The organism is Prevotella heparinolytica, from assembly GCF_002998535.1.
Classification (GTDB): Bacteria; Bacteroidota; Bacteroidia; order Bacteroidales; family Bacteroidaceae; genus Bacteroides; species Bacteroides heparinolyticus.
Genome location: NZ_CP027234.1, coordinates 2,372,620 through 2,395,461, shown reverse-complemented (window position 1 = coordinate 2,395,461; position 22,842 = coordinate 2,372,620). Strand labels below are relative to the sequence as shown.

Sequence of the window (22,842 nt, the reverse complement as noted above, 5' to 3'; positions counted from 1 at the left end):
GAAAAGGCTATGCCGGAAATCTCTGAATGAGCAGAAACTTCCAGACACAGCCTTCCTTGAATTATCAATAACCCGGATTCTGATTCAGGTGCACCACACCATCCACCGTACTGTTCATCACCTCGTCTCTCGGAATGGGCAAACGTCTGTGCTTGCCAATGATAAAGTTGTTGAAATCCTTGTCACGAGCTTTCAGCTCATCGATACCTGCCTGAGAATCGAGCAATCCCCAACGCTTCAAGTCGGCCCACCGCCATCCCTCGAAACAGAGTTCCAACGTACGCTCCGTCTGAAGACGTTTGATAAAGGCATCTTTTGATTTCAAGCAATCTTTCCATTGGCTGTTTTGCAGTTTAACCAACCCGGCACGCTCTCTGACCTTATCCACGTAAGCGGCGGCATCTGCCGTGCTTCCTCCCGTCTCTACCAAGCATTCGGCATAGTTCATCAGGATGTCGGCGTAGCGCATGATGCGATAGTTGTTGCGTGCAAAATAGTCTTCCGCAGTGCGATAGTATGAGGTGTTGTATTTACGAATGTAGCAGTCCTCCGGGTCGGTTCCCCATCCGTCGTTCCAATCGGCATTCTCAAACCGATAATAGTTCTTCGGAAGGTTGGGAAAATCTTGCGAGAAACCACGATAAAGGATACTGCTATACAAGCGTAAGTCGTTCTGCCCATCAGCCCGCTTCTCTTTCAAGAATTCATCGACCAGCCAACGACGAGCCTTTCCGTCGCCCCAACCGATACCGCCGGGAGCATAGAATTGGGTACGCTGAAAGCCGAACGCCATGCTGGCGTCATTGCCCGTACCACCTTTGTTCTTGTCATCGAACTGAATTTCAAAGATGCCTTCCTTGTTGTTCTCGTCCAAATCGGTAAAGTTATCTTCGCGATTATCGATAAGACCATACAAAGAACCTTCCTTGTCAATCAGCCATTGCAACTGTTCTTTTGCCTTGTCATATTTGTGTTGCTGCATATAGGCTTTGCCCAGCAGGGCTTTCGCAGCCCCCTTGGTGGCACGCCCCAGATTGGCCGCATCCCAAGATTCGGGCAAATATTGCATGGCAAAAGTCAAATCTTTTTCTATCTGGTCCCATATTTCCTGTTCGGAAGCGTCTTCCGGGATGTAGGTGGCATCCTTTGGCTCAAGAGGCATGGTGCCTTTGTCCCACAACAGATTGACTTGGAAATACCACAAAGCCCTCAGGAACGAGGCTTGTGCCAATACCCGGTTTTTCGTCGTCTCGTCCATCTCTATTTTAGGAACATAGGTCAACACTTGATTGCAACGGAAAATGCCCACATAGAAATGTTCCCAATGGATGGTATTCCCTTCATAAAAATTATAGTTGTTATAGAGGAAGCGAGTCCAGTCGCCCAACTCAATCCACGGAGAAGAGCTCCACCCTTCATCAGAAGTCAAATCGTAACGGAAGGAGAGCCAACGCATCCATGTCCCTTCCTTATAAAGAAAGCTGTAACAAGCATTTACACCGGCTGTAGCATCCTCCGGCTTATTCCAATAAGTGACGTTAGTGACTTCGTTCGGATTGTCGATATCCAGTAAATCAGAGTTGCATCCGGTGCAGAACGTCATTGCACCGGCCAGCATCAATCCGTAATATATCTTTTTCATAATTTCTAAAATGATTTAAAAGTTAAAAGGTTAAGTCTAATCCAAACATTACCGAACGAGTGTTGGGGTAAGCAAAGCCATCCGTTCCACTGTTCCAAACAGGATTCGCCCCCTTAAAGTCCGGATCCAAGCCTGAATAACCGGTGATTGTAATCAGGTTGCTTCCGGTGGCAAACAGGCGAAGTTTCTCAACGCCCAGATTCGTCAGCCACTTCTGCTTGAAGTTATATCCCACAGAAATATTCTTCATACGGAAGTAAGAACCGTTCTCCAAGAAGCGGTCGGCATCACGGGAATTGCGGAAGTCACCGTATATGATACGTGGCGTATCGGAGTTCGGGTTCACCTGATAGGGTTCTTCGCCTTTCTTGAAACGGATGTAATTGGAGTTGTCCGCAAACAGACGTCCTTGCCAACGGGGAACATTATATATCTTATTACCGAACTGTCCGTTCCACATCATGCTGAAGTCAAAATTCTTCCACTCGGCATTGAACACCAACGACATTTGCATCTTGGCCCACGGGCTGCCGCAATAATCGCGGTCGGCATCGGTGATTTCGCCATCATCGTTCAAGTCGAGGTATCTCACATCACCCAACTTCGGACGCTTTCCTTCGATGATAATAGGAGTCCCTTTCGAGGTTACATAACGATCGATTTCTTCTTGTGTCTTGAAAATTCCGTCCGTTTTTCTCAGATAGAACTCGGCCAACGACCTGCCCGGTTTCGTTCTTGCCTGACCAGAGTCGATAAAGTCCCTTTCAGTATCGTCACGTCCGAGGCTCAACACCTCGTTGCTCATCGTTGTTACATTCAGCAAAGCACTGTATTTGAGGTCCGACACCTGATCTTTCCAGCCCAACGTTATTTCAAAACCTTTGTTGCGCAAGCTGGCTGCATTCTTCCACGGTGAGCCACCTTGATTACCGGTAGAAATGGCTATCGGAGTCTCGGCCAATACGTCGCTGGTCTTGGAGTTATAATATTCCGCGCTGACAGTCAGCCGCTGGTTCAGGAAGCCGGCGTCGAAACCAACGTTTACCGTTTCCTTTGTCTCCCATATAAGGCCGGTATTCACCAGTTTCACTTGAGTGGAACCGGGAACAATGGCTCCGCCAAACACGGTCACGATACTTTGATTGATGGTTCCGATATAGTCCCAATCGCCGATGGAGGCATTACCCAGCCGTCCCCAGTTTCCTCTAATCTTCAAGTCATTAATCCATGATACGTCAAAGAAGTCTTCTTTCGAGATTCTCCACGCACCGGAGAATGAGGGGAAGTTGCCCCAACGGTTTTCCTTCGCCAAACGGGAAGTGCCGTCGCGACGGAAAGTGGCAGTCAAATAGTATCTGTCGTCGTAGATATAGTTCGCACGTCCCAGATAAGAAATCATCGCATTCTTGCTGATGGCATTAGAATTCTGTTGGTTGCTTTGTCCGGCATTCAATACGGTGAGATAACCATTGTTGCCAAGCATCGGGAAGTTCAGACGCGAAGCCCAAAGGCCTTCCCATTCATGATGCTGATAGGTTGTACCCACCACAGCGTCCACATGATGTTTCCCAAAATCTTTGTTGAAGTTCAACGTGTGCTCTATCAGCATGTTGTAAGTATTATCACGGGCTTTCTGACTTTCCGGGTCGCGATGTTCTTGGTTCTGAGTCCAGTTACCCTCACCGCGGAACCATGAATTCTCATAGAAATAGAGGTCGACACCGCCGTTGAATTTATAAGAAAGGAATTCGAAAGGTTTGAACTCCAACCATACAGAACCATTCAAGCGATTCTGACGATAATGGCGGTATTCCAAATCCTCACGCGCAATCGGGTTCACGCCGAACGTATTGTATTTGGAAGCGTCGCCGTAACCATACCCTCCCGGATTATTCTCATCATAGATAGGAATGGTAGGCATCATACGCAAAAAGTCATTGTATGTATTTGTCTGGTTCGGGTCTGTGTTTGTCAGTGAATAAGCCATGTTTTCACCAAAAGAGAACCAACCCTTTTTGCCTTGCGTGTTTACGCGGAAGCTGTAACGGTCGAACGTATTTCCATAAGACACACCATTGTTTTTGTAATATCCGGCGGAGAGGAAATAGTTGCCGGAATCGCCTCCACCGGAGAGAGATACGTTGTAGTCCTGCACCAAAGCCGTCTTCAGTACTTCGTCCTGCCAGTTGGTATCATACGGCGAGTGCTTCTGGGTGCTGTTTACGGTGGCAATGCCATCCTTAATGGCTTCATTGTAGGCAATATCATTATATTTGATGTATTCCGCCGCATTCATCAGGTCGTACTTCGGACTCCATTCCAACGTTTCCTTTACACTGACATTCACCTTCATGGGGCCTTTTGCACCTTTCTTGGTAGTAACGATGATTACACCGTTGGCTGCACGAGAACCATAGATGGCCGCCGCAGAAGCATCTTTCAATATCTGGATGGATTCTGCATCTGCCGGGTTGAAATCAACACCCGGATCGGTAATCATTCCGTCGACAACCCACAGCGGGGAGTTATTGCTTAAAGACCCTACACCGCGAATCTGAATGGAAGCATCCTCTCCTGCCCGTCCGCTGCTACGCACGTTCACACCGGTGGCCAAGCCTTGCATCTGGCTGACAAGTGTTCCGGCAGCACTTTTCTTCATTTCTTTGGTATCTACCACAGCCACGGCTCCGGTCAGGTCGGACTTCTTAACTGTCTGATAACCGATGACAACCACTTCATCCAAAGCCTTTGCATCATCTTGCATCACCACATGCAGGGCAGTTCCTTTGTAGACCACCTCCTGACTAATCATACCGATGTATGAGAAAACAAGCGTACTCCCTTTTTTTCCGCTTAGAGAGAAGTTACCGTCGATGTCGGTAATAGTACCCGTAGTAGCTCCTTTCACCACTACATTTACACCCGTCAAGGGTTCTTTATTTGCATCCGTCACCGTTCCCGTTATGGTCACATCTTGTGAATAAGCGGTAGCTGCAAACAAAACGAAGAATAAGAATAAGATTTTCTTGCTCATTTTTTATAGAATTAGATTTTCAAACTATACGGAAATAGAAGTCCGTTTTCTTAATTATTGCAAATATATCCGCATCAGGATAAACCGAATACAAATATCGCTTCAAACAATACAATTATAAAACCAAAAAGCCTTCGGGAAAGTACGCTGAAGGCTTTTGGTCGGATTGTTCTATTTTAGTGATTTCATTTTATCATTTACCTGAGTTCGGGATAAGAAACAGGGTCGATAACCTCACCCGGAGATTCTTGTGTTTTCAAGTTAAATCTCATTGGTTATCAGGTGTTTGTGTCCGTCTTGTCAGAGGCTTGTGTCTGACGGCTCAAACACAGGTGTCTGACGGCTCAAACACTGGTGTCTGTCGGCTTAAACACAAGTGTCTGTCACGGCAAAGGATTGTAGCTGTCAAAACAGGAGGAGGGCGGTTGGTCTGAAAGGCTCTTTTCTCTTTTGCCTAATCTCGTTGTAAACCGGTGCATTCAAGAAATATCTTTCCCACACAGGATGCAGCCCCTCGTCTTTAGCAAAAGCAACTGCCTATACCGAACTCGCTGTTCATTTCACAAAATCTTTAGGCAAAATTCCGAATTGTTTCTGAAAACATTTGGTAAAATAAGAAGGTGTATTGAAACCGGTCATATAGCAGACTTCATTGATTCGGCATTCTTCTTCTTTCAAGAGCTGTGCGGCCTTCTTCAGCCGTTCCAAGCGTATATAGTCGTTCGGGGTCATATCCAAGATGCCTTTTATCTTGCGGTTCAGGCTCGAACGGCTCATGTTCAGCAGCCCGGCCATGTCGTCCAGACAGAAATCCGGATTTTGCATATTGGCCACAACTACTTCTTTCAATGTCTTGAGGAAGGCCTCATCCGCCTTTGTCATTGCCATACTGCCGGTCTGCACAAAAGGAGAGTTGACAAACGAAGCTCGCAACTTTTCGCGATTATTCAGCAGATTGGCCACGCAGACCTTCAGGTATTCCACAGAGAAGGGCTTCTCTATATATACATCCGCGCCGAGTTTCATTCCCTCTATCTTGGCTTGCAGGGTGGTCTTGGCCGTCAGGAGGATGATAGGGATATGACTATAATCCAGTTCGGACTTCAAACGGTCGCACAACTCCAACCCGTCCATTTCAGGCATCATAATATCCGTGACAACCAGATGTACGGTGTGCTCTTGCAACACTTTCAAGGCCTCCACTCCATTCATGGCCGTCAATACGCGGTAGTCCGACGACAATTGTTTGGCGACAAATGCCTGCATCTCCGGACTGTCTTCCACTATCAAAAGGGTGTAGCGATGCTGATTGGCGACGAATCTCGTGTCGTTGTCTTCCGGAAGCTCTTCGGCTTTTACTCCTTCTTTGTGTTCCATAACCACCGTTTGTTCATGCCGAAGCGGAAGTGACAATAAGAAAGAGTTGTTTTCCGTTGTTTGCTCCATCCACAAACTGCCCTCATGAAGTTCGGCCAATGAACGGGCCAATGCCAGCCCTATGCCTGTGCCGGTTACGGTACGCAACGCCCCTGTCTTGTATTGGATAAACGGTTTGAAGATTTCCTCACGCATCTCGGCGGGAACGATAGGGCCATCGTTGCATACCGTAAGCAACAGCCTTTCGTCTTCCGCACGCAAACTGATACGTATATAGGTCTCTGAATACTTTATCGCGTTGGTAAGCAGATTACTGATAATTTTGATAAGTCCTTCGCGGTCTATTGAGGCATACAAGCTTTCAGGGGCCTCTATGTTCAGTTCCAGTCCTTTTGCACGTGCCAAAGGAATAAAGCGTTTGTAGGTTTTTTGCAAAAGCTCCGATACATCACATTCTACAAAATTCAATTGGAAGCCTTGTGTTTCCGTTTTCCGAAAGTCGAGTAACTGATTTACTAAATCGAGCAAACGGTTGGTGTTTAGCTCCATCGTTTCCAAATCATCCCTGATGTCTTCCGAAACGGCGTGCGAGGCAAGTACGTTTTCCAACGGGCTCTTTATCAGCGTAAGCGGTGTGCGTATTTCGTGAGCCACATTGGTGAAGAAGTCTATTTTGGCTGCATAGAGTTCTCGCTCTTTCTCTCTTTCAAATTTATCCATGGCTCGACGGTGCTTCTGCATGGTTCGCCTTCTGAAATAAAAAACGATACCAATCAAGGAAGATAAAATCAACACGGTATAGATGGCATACGCCCAGACTGATAAATAGAAAGGAGGACGGATATGAATGGCAAGCCTGCGCTCGGCCTCGTTCCATTTGCCGTCGCTGTTGGAACCTCTTATACGCAGGATATAACTCCCGTAGGGGAGGTTCGAGTAGTTGATGACGGAGTTACGCCCTACGGTGTACCATTCACGGTCGAAGCCTTCCAGCTTATATTCCAAACGATTCATTTCGGGAGCCTGATAGCTCAGGGCGGCCACTTGAAGGGAGAAGGAGTTCTGGTCGGCATCCAGCTGCATCTCATCCGCACAGGTGATACTTTTCTTCAAAGGAGAGTCCGGACTGCCTACCGACAGCCGCTTGTTGAACAAGAAGAAGTCCGTAATGACCACTGGGGGCAGAAACGTGTTCTCGACGAAGGTTTCCGGGTCGAACACGATAAATCCGTTGATGCTTCCCAGATAAATGCGCCCTTTCTTATCACAGTATCCGGATTGGAAGTTAAACTGGTTGCTCAACAGCCCGTTGGCCGTGGTATAAATGCGCTTGCTGTCCGTGTCGGGGTTAAAGCAGACCAGCCCGTTATTGCCGGTTATCCATAGGTTCCCGCGCTTGTCTTCAATCATCTTGTAAATGGTATTGCTCGGAAAGCCTTTCGACATGTCATAACGTGTAAAGTCGTCTGTTTTCGGGTTATAACGGCAAAAGCCCTCGCCCAATGTCATGAACCATAGCCGCTTCTTGCTGTCTTCATAAATGCTGATGACTTTATTGTAGGGCAGAGAAGATGGTTTTTTCGCATCGGGCAGATAGTTTTTCCACTGCCGGCTGCTGACATTGTAACAGAACACCCCGTTGGAGAAAGTGGCAAACCACAGATTGCCGTTGAAGTCTTCCAGAATATGGTAGGTGAACATATTCCTTAGCTGGGGAATGCGCGTAAAGTCGTCGGTGGAACGGTTATACTTCAACAGCCCGGATGTGGTGCCAATCCATACATCGCCCGTGGTGGTTTTACAAATGGTGAAGGCATCGTTGGCAGGCATCGAGTTCTCGCTCTCTCCTTTGGCATAATGCCTCACTTGCCGGGTATGCAGATTTACCCGGTTCAAACCGCCAGAGAAAGTGCCTACCCACAACTCATCTCCATCCGGACAAAGACCATGTATGTTTTGATAGATGGCAGGATGCTCAAAGCGTTCTATCTTTCCGGTCTCCGGATTGAAATTAAACAAGCCTTTGTCTTCAGTACCTATCCACAAACGGCCGTCGTTGCCCTCGCATATTTCGCGCACACGGCGTCCGAAATGTCTGAGGTCGTCTCGCGGATAGAACTTCTCGAAATAGGTCCATTGATAGGGGCAATAATTCACACCTCCAAAATAAGAGCCTATCCACATGCCGTTTTCTCTGTCGCAACAGAGTGAATAAATAGCATTGTCCGATAGGGCATACGAGTCATCTTGGTCGGGGACAGTCAGATGGGTCAGCTTATTATTTGCCAGATTGTATATGTATAATCCGGTTTCCGCGCCTACCCACAGCTCATTGTCTGACCGAAACTGCAAGGCTCGTACATAGGTATTGAGCAACCTGCGCGTCTTGCCGGTAGTGAGGTTTACCTCAGTCAGTCCATTGAGCGAAGCGACATAGATGCAGTTGTGCGGGCCGTTGACCTGCCAGTTTATAATGTCATTTTTGAAGATTTCGTTTCCATTTGCATCTTTGAACGGTTGCATGGGTGTTTTGAAGTTGTCTTTCGTATGATAGAGATTGTCTGCATACAAAGCCACCCAGCAGGTATTTCCGTTGAGCCAGAAACGTGTGACGTTGGCCAAGCCCGAATCGTACAGATAGTTCAGCAGTTTCTTTTCGTGCTGCCGGTAGCAGAAAAGCCCTTGATTTTCTACCGATATCCAGATGTTGTCGTGGTCGTCACTTCCAATCATGGTGACAAAATCGTCGATAACACTTCTCTTGTCGCTCATCTCTTTGAAGGCTGCAAACGAGTCGAGCACAGGGTCGTAGATGAATACTCCTCCGTCGGTTCCAATCCAGATATTGCCTTGTCGGTCTTCATAAAGCGCAGTTATGAAATTCTTGCCCAAACCGGAGTTCTCTTTCTTGTATACCCGGAAAGAAAGGCCGTCATAACGGTTCAGCCCGTCCTTGGTTCCGAACCACATAAAGCCCCTTTTATCCTGAAGAATTTGGTAGACCGTGTTCTGCGAAAGACCGTTGCGGATATCCATCGTCCTGAAATAGTAGTGAACGGCCTTTTCTGCGTGAACAGACAGTGCGACCAGTGAACAGAACCCCAGAAGAATTTTTATAATCATTCGTTTCATAACGCTGCGCTTTATAAATGACAATGATGAGTGACCGGCAATTTACCCCATCACTCATCATCAGAAAATAATTGCCCGATTATTTTTTCAATGTGCCGCAAATGCGTGCGTTTATCTCTTTCAACCGTTTCTCGTCCAGCTTGATTACTTTACGGTCGTAGGTCATCAGGCCGTTCACTTCTATTTCCACATCGGTGGTCTGTGTATACACCGCCGCCGAAAAGCCCCTGTCGATGAGTTGGTACAGCATGTCGGCATACTTTGCGTATTCATCCGTCACTTCTTTGGAAGAGTTGAACTGAATATAACCCCAATTACGGTTTGGTTCCCAAAGATGGTCTTTCAGCACGAGGCCGATGCCCCCGTATTCGCCCAATACCGTGGCACGGCCGGCGTCATACAGATACATTTCGGGATGCGGATAATTGTGGAGGTCGAGCATATCGCCACAGGCATAATAGTTGCCTCCGCTCGCTGGATTGACAAGACGGGTGGGGTCATATTGTTTGGTCCATTCGGCTATTTCGGCTGTTTTGAACTGTCCCCAAGCCTCGTTGAAAGGCACCCATGTGCCTATGCACGGATAGGAATAGAGATAATCCATTATTTCTTTCCATTCCTTGCGATAGCAAGCCTCGGACTGGGCGGTGCGTTTCAGTTCCGTCCCGTCGAAATACTTGCGGTTCTGCCACTCCGGATTACGGTCGCCGCTCGGCATATCCTGCCACACAATGATGCCAAGCCGGTCGCAATGCGTATACCAACGTGCCGGCTCCACTTTGATGTGTTTGCGAATCATGTTGAAACCGAAATCTTTCGTCTTACGTATGTCATACAACAGGGCTTCATCCGTGGGAGCTGTATAGAGTCCGTCGGGCCACCATCCCTGATCCAAAGGGCCGAACTGAAACAAGGGTTCGTTGTTCAGCTCCAGACGCACGATTCCGTCGGCGTCGCGGCGGGTGGAGTATTTGCGCATGGCGGCATAGCTGCTCACCTCGTCCACCATCTTGCCGCCGTTTTTCAGCGTCACCTTCAGCGTGTAAAGGAATGGAGCGTCGGGGTTCCACAGCTTGACGTCATCGGGCATAGCCACTTCCACCGCCTCGGTATGGATGCTTTTGCCGGCAGCCACCAGTCGGTTGCCGTCATAAACACTCACTTCCACCATGTCTGAAGAGGTATTCATGCTTAATTCAGCCTTTACCGTCAACAGACCACGGTCTATGTCGGGTGTAATGCGGAGGTTCGCGATGTGCTTCTCGGCAACCGGCTCCATCCATACCGTCTGCCAGATACCGCTTACGGGAGTGTACCAGATGCCATGCGGATTGTTCACCTGCTTACCGCGCGGCTGGGGGCCGTTATCGGTCGGGTCCCACACCTTCACCAGCAGACGGTTATCGCCTTTGGCAGACAAGGCGGCAGTGATGTCGAAAGAGAAAGGAGTGAACCCTCCCGTATGGCTGCCTACCTTGATATCGTTCACCCATACATCGGCTTTCCAGTCCACTGCTCCGAAATGCAGCAGCACCCGCCTGCCTTTCCAGCCGGAAGGGATGGAAAAACTCCGTTGGTAAACCAGCTCCCGGTTTTCGTCTATCCTTTTCCCCACACCGGACAAGGACGACTCTACGGCAAACGGCACAAGTATCTCTCCGTCGAATGCCGCCGGCATACGTCCGCCCTTATCAATGATGGCATAGCTCCATAACCCGTTCAGGTTTTTCCAGTCTTTTCGTTCCATAATGGGGCGCGGATATTCCGGCAATACATTGGCAGGGTTTACCTGCAATGCCCATTCGGTTTTGATTTTATCGCCCGCCGGTTTCCATTGTGCTCGGCTTCCGGTTGCAAACATTGCCAGAAAGGACGATAAGAGGAGTATTTTTCTCATGGTATGATTGTTTTATGGTTTTTCGCATTGACAAAGATAGGCAGGTGCAGAAGAAAAGAATGGAAATTCCGAACCAATAAATAGCATTATCGAGGATTTTCGCACACAACCCGGCATATCTTTGTTCGGGTATAAGAAGACATTATAGAAACAATCAATAACGGGAACAAAGAATGAGGGTGTGTCAAAATAGACACATCCTCTTTTTTTGCACAAAGCCCCGACTTTCTCAAGCCAGGGCTTTGCTATTTCCTAAAGTTTTTGTAACTTTAGGCATACAAAATTACGTTATGTCAAAGTTACACTTTCGCCCTTACACTTGCAACCAAACGGTGCTTTTTCCACAACGGCTTGATGAAAATATTGCGGAGAACGACCCTGTCCGCATGGTCAACGCCATTGTTGACGGTCTTAATTTGGATAATTTCCGCAAGCTCTACAAGGAAAGCGGTCGTAGTCCATACCACCCGAAGATGATGCTCAAGGTTATCCTCTATGCCTATATGAATAATATCTATTCTTGCCGCAAGATAGAGCAATTGCTCCTGCGTGACATACACTTCATTTGGCTTGCAGGATATGAGAAACCTGATTTTATTACTATCAACCGATTCCGTAATCGTGTCAAGGACGAACTCAACAATGTATTTACCCGGTTGGTTCTTCTGCTCGCGGAGCGTGGCTTTGTAACGCTCGATGTGGAATATATCGATGGTACGAAGATAGAGTCAAAAGCCAACAAATACACTTTTGTATGGCGCAGGACAATAGAAAAGAATCGCACTAAACTGATAGAGAAGATACGCATCCTCCTGCAGCAGGTCGATGATACCATTGCGCAAGAGAAATCCTCGGAGAAAGAGCATGTGGAGTTCACGCCCGCAACATTGAGCGAACTGTCTGCCGAACTTAGAGAAGCCCTTGCCACGCCCCCTGCCGCTACCACCAAAGAAGAGAAAGCACAGTGCAAGAAAAAGGAGAAACAGATAAAGGAACTGGATAAGTACCGTGAGAAACTGCAGGAGTATGACAGCCGTCTTGAACAGATTGGCAGTCGCAATTCCATGTCCAAGACAGACCCTGACGCCACGTTCATGCACATGAAAGAGGATGCCATGAACAACGGGCAGACCAAGCCCGGCTATAATCTCCAGATAGCGACGGAGAACCAGTTCATCACCGACTTTGCCCTGTTTCCCAATCCCACCGACACGCTCACGTTTATCCCCTTTATGGATTCTTTCTTCCGGCGCTATCACCGTCATCCTTCCACCGCCGTTGCCGACTCGGGGTACGGCTCGGAGGAGAACTACCGTTTCATGGAGGATGCCGGCGTGGAGGCATACGTCAAGTACAACCGTTTCCACATGGAACAGCGTCCACATTATACACCGGCCCCGTTCCATCAGGACAGCCTGTACTATAATAAGGAGGAGGATTATTACGTCTGTCCCATGGGGCAGCACATGGAGCGCGTCGGGACAACCCGTGGAAAGACCGCAGGCGGATACCTCACCGAAAGCGCACGCTACCGGGCGCAGAACTGCAAAGGATGCCCGCTCAGATGCAGATGCTACGGGGCAAGGACGGACAGACGCATCATGGAGGTCAACCACAGGCTGAACGAATACAAGGGAAAGGCACGGGAAAGGCTCACTTCCCGGGAAGGCATCAGGCACAGGGGACGGCGGTGCATTGAACCTGAAGCCGTCTTCGGACAGATGAAGTTCGATATGGCATACCGACGCTTCCGGCACTTTGGAAAAGACAAGGTTTTGATGGACTTTGCCTTCTTCGCCATGGCCTTCAACATCAAGAAAATGTGCGCAAAGATGCTCAAGGGGGGGATATCGGGGCTGTCAGACGCATTTACAGCCTTGATTTGTGTCCTGATACGCCTTTTCCGGCCCAATGGAGGCCGTCATGGAAGAAAAACAGAGTTGATTGCGGCATAAGGGAAATCGAGCAGGGAAGACGCGAAAAAACAAAAAAAGAGGATGTGTCTATTTTGACACACCCTCATGAAAATGATACTTACGTCTGATTATAGCCAAACCATTGGCAACCTGTTCCTCATATCAAGGAGCCGGAGGCAATATGATATCTGACGACGAATCACCCCATTCTTCAACCGTAGGCTCGAACTTCATCGGAGTCAACATCACGGTACCATCTGCTTTATAGCCGCCACCGAAGTTGAGCGTATAGATATATTTCTTACCCGCTTCCCAAGCCGTACCTCCAAACGGGACATACACCTTGTCATAACCAGTTCCGCCTATCAAAAAAACACCGTTTACAATCAGCTTCAATTCTATCTCAAGATAGCATTGGTTGTTTGTATCTGCCGTAGTAATGGGAACAGCAGCTCCCTCAGTAGTTGTCCATTTCGTTGCTGTTTGAGGTAAAACCAGTAAAACCCCGTCAGATTTGGTAAGGTCAGTCAGTGTAGCGCCATTAATAGTGGCCTCATTCAGAGGAGGATTACTAACCGTGCCGACAACGTAGTCTGCATCAGCAGTTCCGGTAAGTGCCCAACTTCCCTGAGCGGAACCATCGGCTGTTTCGGTTGCAGGAAAAGTAAATGTACCGCTCTTCTTGAGATTATGCACTTTAATGCTCTTTATTCTTACAGTCATGGCAGAAGCCGCTTTTCCTTTAAAAATAATTTGAGACAACGCATGCTTGAACTTCAGAGGCACCGTAGCATCACCAGGCTTAGAAAAATTCAGTTTGGAGGCATACATCACGTCTGCCTGCTCCGTATTAGTCTCCGACGCCGTATAAGTAAAATTTAAAGCAGAACTGGTTCCAAACCCCGGAGTGAGATTGGTATGCGCAGCCGGACTGACGGCATAAATATTCAGAGCCGACGAAGGCCAATAATAAACATCCGACGAACTTGCATAATCCCACTTAGTACCGTTATGCTTAATCTGAACCCCCCTCATATACTTTGTAGTACCGGTAAAAGCCCATACCTTGAAATCCGCAGAAGTCAAATTAGCCGAAGTAATCGGTGTGGCACGAGTTACAGCATTGTCCGATAGCACATTAAACGCTATCTTCGCTTCTTTACTTTGCTCCAGAATTTCCTCTTTGGAGCAGCTCGCCATCAGCAATAGCGCCGCAGCGGCAAAATAATACATTTTTTTCATACTTTCCTTCTTTTAAGTTTGTAAAACATTTTTATAAAAAAACAATATCATATATTAATATCAATGTACACGGCATCCCATTCTTCGGCATCCACCACCAGTCCGTCTTCATCGGACACGATAGGCGACGGCAACTCTATATCGCCCTCGATGACGACGTTTGCCTTGATGACATAGTGCCCGTCGTCTTCTTCTATCTCAATGCGATCGCCCACGTTGAATGAAAAGGCACTTATGCCTGCATCGGTGCGGAAGTAGAGCGTCAGCACCTTATCTTCGGGTTTTACGGCTTGGGGATGAAGCCCGAAGACGAGGAAATTCCCTCTGACCACTCCACCTTCCATCTCGCCATCGAAGTAGACGGTGGAGGGAGCGGCGGGAAACGTCCCCGTGCCCATGAAAAGCGAGCCTGCCACGCCGGAAAGCGTGCCTATGACACCCTTCACACGACCCGGATTCTTTATGCCGCGCACCTCGCAGGTGAACTTCGACACGGCAGAACGGGGAGTGAGCACTATCTGCTTCGGACTTTCGCCCTGTACACTGCCTATATGCACCTCATCAAGCGATGCACGGCACATCCAGTCGGGCGTACCCACCAACGGCAGCGTTTTGGTCGACGTCTTTCCCCCTTGCGAGGAGTTGAGGGTAAGCGTGCGCCCTTGGGTATAAGCTTCAAATTCCGAATGAGAATTTTCTTTTCTATAGAGAATGTATTCGGTATCTATGTTGAAACTCACCACTTGGTAGGTTCCTTCTTCGAGAAAGATTTCGGAACCTTCGGCACGGGTCAGGGCAGAGACATCGAACACATAGGGTTCAGTGCGGCGGCTGTTGTTCACGGGATAGAAGAATACGCGCATGGCGCCGGGCACGTCGTTGATGTACCGCCAGTCGAAGACAAGGCGCACGGTCTGCCCATGGGGATGCCCGTAGCAAAGTTCTTTGTGCCGGCAGGAGGCAAAGAAAAGGAGTGTCAGCGTGACGATGCAGGCCAAGGCGGTATACGACGTCGCTGTTTTCATCGGGCACCTCCTTTCGCCTTGCGATGACGCAAATCCTGCATGATGAGCCACACAATTGTAACTTCTGCCTTGGTAGGCCCCACCCAATGGCGGTTCTTGGTGGCTTGCCACACGTAGCATCCGTCCACGGGAAGGTATTCTTTATAGCGGCCGGTAAGATAGCCGATGCCGATGGAACAATCCAGATTGAGGTAAGGGGCAATGCGCCACGAGTAGCCGTAGGACAGTCCGTAGTGGCGCGTCCAGCGATCGGACAGGTTTCCGCGACGCCCCAGCTCGAAATCGTAAGTGAGGCTTCCGGCATAAATGCCGGCATGATGCCCAGTGAGTCGTTGCGCAGCTTTTGTTCCGAACCATTTACGCACTTCCAACTCGCCCCCGTAGGTGCGCCAGTAGTAATGCCGGCGGTCGGTCTTCCACCATGCGTGCATCCACGTAAAAGATATGGAGATGTTCTTGCCCACATAAAGTTCTGCCCCCAGATTGGGCACAAGCAGAGCGTCGTAAAGCAGGTTCGATTTCAGCGCAAGATTGAAAGGGGAGAAAATCCGGGTAGTAAATCGCTGGTTATCAGCGATATAATCGTATGGGGGGGGGGGGTAATTTTCTTCTGTGGATGATTCCTTTCCTACTTGTCGCAGTAGAAAATCATCTTCCACTTTTTGCCCGGCATAAAGGCAATTACAGATTCCAAATGTCAATAATAGTACAGAATGGAACAATTTCATTAAGTTAACCTGCTTTGTCTGTGTGGCACGAAATAGTTGTGATTAATTATGCGGCAAATATACAATTAAGTCCGACATCCTACAACTTTCCATTAGATATTTTCAAAAAATCAGCTTTTTAGAGCCGTCCATCTATCGGTCAGATAGGTATTAGGGATGTAAGTGGTTGATTTTCAGCGGCTCACCGTCTTTCGGCAAAGCTGTGGCCGGTTCCGCTTCTTCTTTCCGAAATATGATTACAAAAAAGTATTGAATGAAAAGTCATGATTTTTCCGGCACCGAGGAAAGGCTCGTTCCTCGGTGAGGAAGAGGGTGTTCCTCGGTGAGGAACGATGCCTTCCTCGGTGAGGAACGCATACCCCTGCCAGAACGTGTTCTGAGAGGGGTACGGAAAAAGGAAAGGAGATTTAAATAAATATCAACAAATAAGGGGCATACCGATTGCCGATAACATAGGGAGCTTTAAACAAGACAGGCAGCCTCATTTTGCCATCAGGGCATCCAGCGAAGAAGTCAGCGCCACCAAAGCGGCACTCCAGTTGATGGCTATCTCATTGGAAGCATACGAACCCTCTACATCCGCATAAGACTCATCCGGCAGATTTGAAGGATAGGATACGCCGTCTTGCCTGCCGGGATTGGGCCCTCTCACCAAGAAGCCGGGCACGGGCATTCTGCACACCGCAAATTTACGAAAAAGCTGTTTGCCCCTCTTACCCTCCATCTCCTTTCAAGAGGCTAAATTGATTCCTATTGCGGCTCCTTTTGAATCTGCGCCTTTGAAAAAATACATTTCATGACGTTATCGGCTACAAATCGCCACCCTCTCTTTCCGTCTAATTTCGTATTTTAGCGAAGTATTACATAACTTTAAAAAACAAATGCTGTGAAAAAGAGAGATTTACTATTCGCATCGGTCTTTGCATTGTTCTGCGGTCAAAGCGAGCTGCATGCGCAAGATTTTGAACTGACATCCTCGGGCTATTTCAGAAACCGGGGAGTAGACGTGATGGCTTTCGATGACATCTATCCCGAAGGGCATCAGGGCGGTGTATGTATCATCATGCACGGACACCGCATAGCCACCAACGGAGATATCCGGCTGGAAGCCACTCCCGGACAATGGCAGCCCGTACCGAAACAGCTCGACCGCCGGCTCGACGGCAACAGCATCATCACTACCTTATGCTACCCCGATTCCTCACGCCACCTCACGGGATTCAACCCCATGATTTATCCCGCCCTCAACCTGAAATACACCGTAAAGGTGGAAACGAAAGGAAAGCATCTGGAAGTAACCGTAGATTTGGATCGTCCCATTCCCGAAGAGTTTATCGGGAAAGCAGGCTTCAACCTTGAGTTCTTTCCGGGTTCATTATTCGGCAAACCGTGGCTCATGGACAAGCAAAGCGGCATCTTTCCGCAACAGCCCAACTCACCCCTGATGACAACCCGCCCCAACCATCTGCATACGGGAAATTACCACGACGGCAAACAGTCGCTGGCCGACATAAACAATCTGATAGGGAAAGGATACAGCCCGATAGTGGCGGACGACATCATCGCCCGGCCTTATGCCACGGGAAGCAAATTCACCGTCCGCCCCGATGATTCCTACAACAAAGTCACCATCGAGTCATTGAACGGCGACCTGCAACTGTTTGACGGCCGAATGAACCACAACAACGGGTGGTTCGTACTGCGCAGCCACATAAAGCCGGGCGTCACCAAAGGCGCCGTCAGATGGATCATCACCCCGAACGTGGTGGACGACTGGATGTATCGGCCGGTTATACAGACCTCACAGATAGGCTATCATCCCGCTCAAGAGAAGGAAGCCGTCATCGAAACGGATATCCGCGACCAAAAAAGACAAACGGCACAAATCATCCGCATTGACGCAGACGGCGAGAGCGTCGTCAAAACGGTAAACCCTGCCGAATGGGGTAAATTCTTGAGATATAACTATCTTAAGGTAGATTTCACCGACGTGAAGGAACCGGGGCTTTATAAGATAAAGTACGATACTTCCGTATCTCCCATCTTCCGCATCGACAATGACGTTTATGCCCGTGGCGTGTGGCAACCCGTCCTCGAATATTTCCTGCCCGTACAGATGTGCCACATGCGAGTCAACGAGAAATACCGCGTGTGGCACGACTGCTGCCACATGGACGACGCCCAAATGGCGCAGTCCCACAACCATATCGACGGATACGACCAGAAAGAGGGGTTGTCCGAATTCGCGCCGGGACAAGTGGTTCCCGGAGTGAACATAGGCGGCTGGCACGATGCCGGCGACTTTGACCTACGCATCGAGTCTCAAGCCGGAGAATCTTACATCCTCGCATTGACCTACGAAACTTTCCGCCCGGACATTGACGTGACTTCCATCGACCAGATAAACCGTGTGACGGAGATTCACCAGCCCGACGGAAAGAATGACCTGTTGCAACAAGTGGAGAACGGCGCACTCAGTGTGGTCAACGGCTATCTGGCGCTGGGACGCCTGTACAGAGGCATCATCTGCAACGACCTGCGCCAATATGTGCTTTTGGGCGACGCCGCCGCCATGACGGACGGGAAGACAGGCAACGAGGACGACCGCCGGATATTTACGGAGGATAATCCGGGGCGGGAACTGTCGACAGCCGCCCAGCTGGCTGCCGTGTCGCGCGTATTGAAAGGCTTCAACGATACGTTGAGCGTGCATTGCCTTGGCATTGCACGCAACATATACGCCTCCACCGCAAGCGGAAACGACAGGGTATTGTCCTCCAAAGTGCAGGCGGCCGTGGAATTATATCTGACCACCGGTGAACAAACTTATATGGATTTCATCTTGGATAACCGGGAATTCATCGTCAAGCAGATAGAACACACCGGTTGGTACACGGCACGTGTGGAGAAACAGTTTGCGCAAATGAAAGACAAAAGAGCCAAAACCTTCTCTGCCGCATTTCGCAAAGCCTTGGCCGGATACGAACAAAAATTGGCCGTACTGGTACGGGAGACGCCTTACGGAGTTCCTTATCGTCCCAACATCTGGGGAGCAGGTTGGGATATACAACACTTCGGTTTCCGGCACTATTTCCTGACGACAGCCTACCCGGAACTGTTTTCGCAAGCACCGGTGTTCAATGCCCTTAACTTTATTCTCGGATGCCATCCGGGCTCCAATCAGGCCTCTTTCGCATCGGGTGTCGGCGCGCAATCGGCCACGGTGGGCTACGGCCTCAACCGTGCCGACTGGTCCTACATTCCGGGCGGTGTCATTTCCGGCACGGCGCTTATCCGTCCCGATTTCCCGGAGTTGCTCACGTTCCCGTTCCTTTGGCAGCAGACAGAGTATGTGCTGGGAGGAGGGTCATCCCACTATATGTTTCTGGTGCTCGCGGCACAACAACTATTGAAATAAGAAGGCGTGGCGTAAAATGGTGTGCCCCCCTGTCTCGTGCAGAGGCAAGGAGGGTACACCATCTTCACTGCAAACTGCCATGCAGACCGTATAAACGTTCATTTGCAGACTATACTTCCATAAGAACCCAACCTGAAAAAGGTCTTGAAAAAAACGGGGGAAAAATATTTTCCGGGTTTTAGACTTGTGTTTATCTTTGCAATGTGATTAAGCTTAATACACGAATACAAAACAAAACTTTTTATTAATTATTTAAAAACAGAAACATTATGGCTATTTTATTTCGCAAACACGAACGTTTAAGCAAACCGACAGACAAAAACTCTGCCAAAAGGGTATATCCCATCATCACCTACAAGTATAGCAGCGCGGCAAAGCTGAAAGAAGTGGCAAAGGAAATCAGCGCCATGTCCGGCGTAAGCGAGGGTAACTCTTACAGCGTGCTGAAAGACTTCCGCACCTATCTGAAGAAGACTTTACTGGCCGGACGAATCGTAAATATCGACGGACTGGGAAACTTCTACCTTGCCGCCCAAAGCAAAGGAACGGACAAGGCCGAAGACTTCAGCAGCAATGACATCACCGCGCTAAGAATCTGCTTTCGTGCCAATAGCGACATACGCATCACCACATCGGGCACCACACGCTCAGAGGGTCTCGTCCTGAAAGACGTGGACCGCATCAACAAGGATGAAACAGGCAGCGATGCTCCCAAACCGAAAACCGAGAACGGGAATACAAGCGGCGGCGAAAGCGGCGACCAAAACGAAAACCCTTTGGGATAACGGCCGACGGCATAGATGCAAAACCACTGCAAAATAGCACATGGAGGCGCCACAGAAACGCCTCCATGTTTTTCTATCGGGCACGGATTGCATGGATTAACATGGATTTTGTTTATAAAAATCACGTTAGTCCGTGAAATCCGTGCCTTTTTAGTAACTTTGTGCGGTTTTTAACTTCATTGAATGAATGGAATTTAAGTACGACGTTATTGTAATAGGTGCCGGGCATGCAGGTTGCGAGGCCGCAGCCGCAGCCGCCAACTTAGGCTCGAAGACATGCCTCATCACGATGGATATGAACAAAATCGCACAGATGAGTTGCAATCCGGCCGTGGGGGGTATTGCCAAAGGGCAGATAGTACGCGAGGTGGATGCATTGGGCGGATACATGGGACTGGTGACAGACCGAACCGCCATCCAGTTCCGCATACTGAACCGCTCGAAAGGACCGGCCATGTGGAGCCCGCGCGCGCAATGCGACCGCAACAAGTTCATCTGGGCGTGGCGGGAAATATTGGAGAACATTCCGAACCTGCACATCTGGCAGGACACCGTGCGCGAAATCCTCGTTGAAAACGGAGAAGTTACGGGATTGGTCACTCTGTGGGGAGTAACCTTCCGAGCCAAATGCATCGTACTTACGGCAGGCACTTTCCTCAACGGACTGATGCACGTAGGCCGAACCATATTGCCGGGCGGACGCATGGCAGAACCCGCATCGTACGAATTGACCGAATCCATCGCAAAACATGGCATCGCCTACGGACGGATGAAGACGGGCACACCGGTGCGTATAGACGGGCGAAGCGTGCACTACGAGGAGATGGAGATACAGGAGGGCGAAGCCGACTTCCACAAGTTCTCGTTCATGAACACCGGCGTGCGACACCTGAAACAACTCTCCTGCTGGACTTGCTTCACCAATGAGGAAGCACACGGGGTATTGTGCAAAGGTCTGTCCGATTCTCCGCTTTTCAACGGACAAATACAGAGTATAGGGCCACGCTATTGCCCCAGCATAGAAACAAAGATTGTAACCTTCCCCGACAAACCGCAGCATCAACTGTTCCTCGAACCGGAAGGCGAAACCACGCAGGAACTCTACCTCAACGGGTTCTCTTCATCGCTGCCGATGGACATACAGATTGCCGCACTGAAAAAGATTCCGGCATTCAGAGACTTGGTCATCTATCGCCCAGGCTATGCCATCGAATATGACTTCTTCGACCCTACCCAACTGAAACACTCGTTGGAAACGAAGAAAATAAAGAACCTGTTCTTTGCCGGACAGGTGAACGGAACTACCGGATATGAAGAAGCTGCCGGACAAGGAATCATTGCCGGCATCAATGCACACATCAATTGCCACGGTGGAGAACCATTCACCTTGGCACGAGACGAAGCATATATCGGTGTATTAATCGACGATTTGGTGACAAAAGGAGTAGACGAGCCTTACCGTATGTTTACCTCGCGAGCCGAATATCGCATCCTGCTCCGCATGGACGATGCCGACATGCGCCTCACGGAGAAATCATGGAAACTGGGACTTGCCAAGGAAGACCGCTATAAGTTGCTGACGGAAAAGCGTGAAGCCGTGAACCATATCATAAACTTTACCCGCGAATATTCGATTAAACCGGCATTAATCAACCCGGTGCTGGAACAGCTCGGCACTACCTCGCTCCGCCATGGATGCAAACTGATCGATTTGATAAACCGCCCGCAAGTGACGATTGAAAACATTGCCGAACACGTCAACTCCTTTAAACGTGAACTGGATAAACTATCGGACAGGAAAGAGGAAATAATAGAAGCGGCCGAAATACTTATCAAATACGAAGGCTACATCGGACGCGAACGAATCATTGCGGACAAATTGGGGAGACTGGAAAGCATCAAGATAAAAGGAAAGTTCGACTATGCTTCCATCCAATCTCTCTCTACCGAAGCCAGACAGAAACTGGAAAAGATTGATCCGGAGACGATAGCGCAGGCAAGCAGGATTCCCGGCGTATCTCCCAGCGACATTAATGTGCTGTTGGTACTTTGCGGGCGATAAGGAACAAAGTTCCACGTGAAACAAGTAATTAAATAAATATATAAAACAGACTGATTATGAGCAAAGAAACACTTGCCAAGAGCATTCGGGAGATTCCCGACTTCCCCATACCGGGAATTCTGTTCTACGACGTGACCACACTATTCAAAGACCCGGCCACCTTGCAGGAACTTTCGGACATCCTGTATGAGATGTATAAGGACAGAGGTATAACGAAAGTAGTAGGCATCGAGTCGCGAGGATTCATCATGGGTCCTATACTTGCCACCAGATTGGGCGCCGGATTCGTGCCCATCCGTAAACCGGGAAAGCTGCCGGCAGAAACCATCGAAGAAAGCTACGACAAGGAGTATGGCAAGGACACCGTGCAGATGCACAAAGACGCCATCGGCGAAGACGACGTGGTATTGCTGCACGACGACCTGCTGGCAACCGGAGGAACCATGGAGGCTGCCTGCAAGTTAGTGAAGCAGATGCATCCGCAGAAGGTGTATGTGAACTTTATCATCGAACTGAAAGAGCTGCACGGGAAAGAGGTCTTTGGAAACGATGTTGACGTGGAAGCCGTGCTGACACTATAAACC

At 49.1% G+C, this 22,842-nt stretch carries 13 protein-coding genes; 5 read left to right on the top strand and 8 right to left on the bottom strand.

Annotated elements, in window-relative coordinates; all coding sequences use genetic code 11:
* Positions 1-64: 64 nt before the first annotated feature.
* The 4 genes from C3V43_RS09725 to C3V43_RS09710 form a co-directional block, all read right to left on the bottom strand.
* On the bottom strand, positions 65-1,642 hold the full coding sequence (locus tag C3V43_RS09725; protein WP_106069639.1) for a RagB/SusD family nutrient uptake outer membrane protein: 1,578 nt from the start codon (positions 1,640-1,642) through the stop codon (positions 65-67).
* A 22-nt stretch (positions 1,643-1,664) separates the two neighbouring features.
* A complete protein-coding gene (locus C3V43_RS09720; RefSeq protein WP_106069638.1) occupies positions 1,665-4,676 on the bottom strand; it encodes a SusC/RagA family TonB-linked outer membrane protein in 3,012 nt (1,003 codons plus the stop codon).
* Positions 4,677-5,231: 555 nt separating this feature from the next.
* Positions 5,232-9,185 carry a two-component regulator propeller domain-containing protein gene (locus tag C3V43_RS09715; RefSeq protein ID WP_106069637.1) on the bottom strand — a complete coding sequence of 1,318 codons (3,954 nt, stop codon included), beginning with the start codon at positions 9,183-9,185 and terminating at the stop codon, positions 5,232-5,234.
* A 79-nt stretch (positions 9,186-9,264) separates the two neighbouring features.
* Complete coding sequence (locus tag C3V43_RS09710) at positions 9,265-11,082, bottom strand: glycoside hydrolase family 2 protein (protein WP_106069636.1); 1,818 nt, start codon at positions 11,080-11,082, stop codon at positions 9,265-9,267.
* 290 nt (positions 11,083-11,372) lie between these two features.
* Between C3V43_RS09710 and C3V43_RS09705 the strand changes: the two genes are divergently transcribed.
* Positions 11,373-13,037 carry an IS1182 family transposase gene (locus C3V43_RS09705; protein WP_106068183.1) on the top strand — a complete coding sequence of 555 codons (1,665 nt, stop codon included), beginning with the start codon at positions 11,373-11,375 and terminating at the stop codon, positions 13,035-13,037.
* A gap of 123 nt (positions 13,038-13,160) precedes the next feature.
* Here the strand turns inward: C3V43_RS09705 and C3V43_RS09700 are convergent, their stop codons facing one another.
* The 4 genes from C3V43_RS09700 to C3V43_RS09685 form a co-directional block, all read right to left on the bottom strand.
* Complete coding sequence (locus C3V43_RS09700) at positions 13,161-14,240, bottom strand: fimbrillin family protein (RefSeq protein WP_106069635.1); 1,080 nt, start codon at positions 14,238-14,240, stop codon at positions 13,161-13,163.
* Positions 14,241-14,287: 47 nt separating this feature from the next.
* On the bottom strand, positions 14,288-15,265 hold the full coding sequence (locus tag C3V43_RS09695) for a DUF5119 domain-containing protein (RefSeq protein ID WP_106069634.1): 978 nt from the start codon (positions 15,263-15,265) through the stop codon (positions 14,288-14,290).
* Positions 15,262-15,993 carry a DUF3575 domain-containing protein gene (locus tag C3V43_RS09690; RefSeq protein ID WP_106069633.1) on the bottom strand — a complete coding sequence of 244 codons (732 nt, stop codon included), beginning with the start codon at positions 15,991-15,993 and terminating at the stop codon, positions 15,262-15,264. Before C3V43_RS09690 ends, C3V43_RS09695 begins: the two co-directional genes overlap by 4 nt.
* 481 nt (positions 15,994-16,474) lie before the next feature.
* A complete protein-coding gene (locus tag C3V43_RS09685) occupies positions 16,475-16,717 on the bottom strand; it encodes a glycoside hydrolase family 9 protein (protein WP_234819805.1) in 243 nt (80 codons plus the stop codon).
* A 162-nt stretch (positions 16,718-16,879) separates the two neighbouring features.
* On the opposite strand from C3V43_RS09685, the gene C3V43_RS09680 reads away from it, so the two are divergent.
* The 4 genes from C3V43_RS09680 to C3V43_RS09665 all read left to right on the top strand — a co-directional run bounded on the left by C3V43_RS09680 (position 16,880) and on the right by C3V43_RS09665 (position 22,839).
* Positions 16,880-19,411 (top strand): glycoside hydrolase family 9 protein, encoded by a 2,532-nt coding sequence (locus C3V43_RS09680; RefSeq protein WP_106069632.1) that lies wholly within the window; start codon positions 16,880-16,882, stop codon positions 19,409-19,411.
* A 269-nt stretch (positions 19,412-19,680) separates the two neighbouring features.
* Complete coding sequence (locus C3V43_RS09675) at positions 19,681-20,196, top strand: HU family DNA-binding protein (protein WP_106069631.1); 516 nt, start codon at positions 19,681-19,683, stop codon at positions 20,194-20,196.
* 187 nt (positions 20,197-20,383) lie between these two features.
* On the top strand, positions 20,384-22,258 hold the full coding sequence (gene mnmG / locus C3V43_RS09670) for a tRNA uridine-5-carboxymethylaminomethyl(34) synthesis enzyme MnmG (protein WP_106069630.1): 1,875 nt from the start codon (positions 20,384-20,386) through the stop codon (positions 22,256-22,258).
* Between the two features lie 56 nt (positions 22,259-22,314).
* Positions 22,315-22,839, top strand: a complete 525-nt coding sequence (locus C3V43_RS09665; RefSeq protein ID WP_164996239.1) for an adenine phosphoribosyltransferase — start codon at positions 22,315-22,317, stop codon at positions 22,837-22,839.
* Positions 22,840-22,842: the final 3 nt, after the last annotated feature.

Coding starts and splice junctions, on each gene's coding strand:
- C3V43_RS09725 (WP_106069639.1), bottom strand. CDS start 1,642: ATGAAAAAGATATATTACGGATTGATGCTGGCCGGTGCAATGACGTTC.
- C3V43_RS09720 (WP_106069638.1), bottom strand. CDS start 4,676: ATGAGCAAGAAAATCTTATTCTTATTCTTCGTTTTGTTTGCAGCTACC.
- C3V43_RS09715 (WP_106069637.1), bottom strand. CDS start 9,185: ATGAAACGAATGATTATAAAAATTCTTCTGGGGTTCTGTTCACTGGTC.
- C3V43_RS09710 (WP_106069636.1), bottom strand. CDS start 11,082: ATGAGAAAAATACTCCTCTTATCGTCCTTTCTGGCAATGTTTGCAACC.
- C3V43_RS09705 (WP_106068183.1), top strand. CDS start 11,373: ATGTCAAAGTTACACTTTCGCCCTTACACTTGCAACCAAACGGTGCTT.
- C3V43_RS09700 (WP_106069635.1), bottom strand. CDS start 14,240: ATGAAAAAAATGTATTATTTTGCCGCTGCGGCGCTATTGCTGATGGCG.
- C3V43_RS09695 (WP_106069634.1), bottom strand. CDS start 15,265: ATGAAAACAGCGACGTCGTATACCGCCTTGGCCTGCATCGTCACGCTG.
- C3V43_RS09690 (WP_106069633.1), bottom strand. CDS start 15,993: ATGAAATTGTTCCATTCTGTACTATTATTGACATTTGGAATCTGTAAT.
- C3V43_RS09685 (WP_234819805.1), bottom strand. CDS start 16,717: ATGGAGGGTAAGAGGGGCAAACAGCTTTTTCGTAAATTTGCGGTGTGC.
- C3V43_RS09675 (WP_106069631.1), top strand. CDS start 19,681: ATGGCTATTTTATTTCGCAAACACGAACGTTTAAGCAAACCGACAGAC.
- mnmG (WP_106069630.1), top strand. CDS start 20,384: ATGGAATTTAAGTACGACGTTATTGTAATAGGTGCCGGGCATGCAGGT.
- C3V43_RS09665 (WP_164996239.1), top strand. CDS start 22,315: ATGAGCAAAGAAACACTTGCCAAGAGCATTCGGGAGATTCCCGACTTC.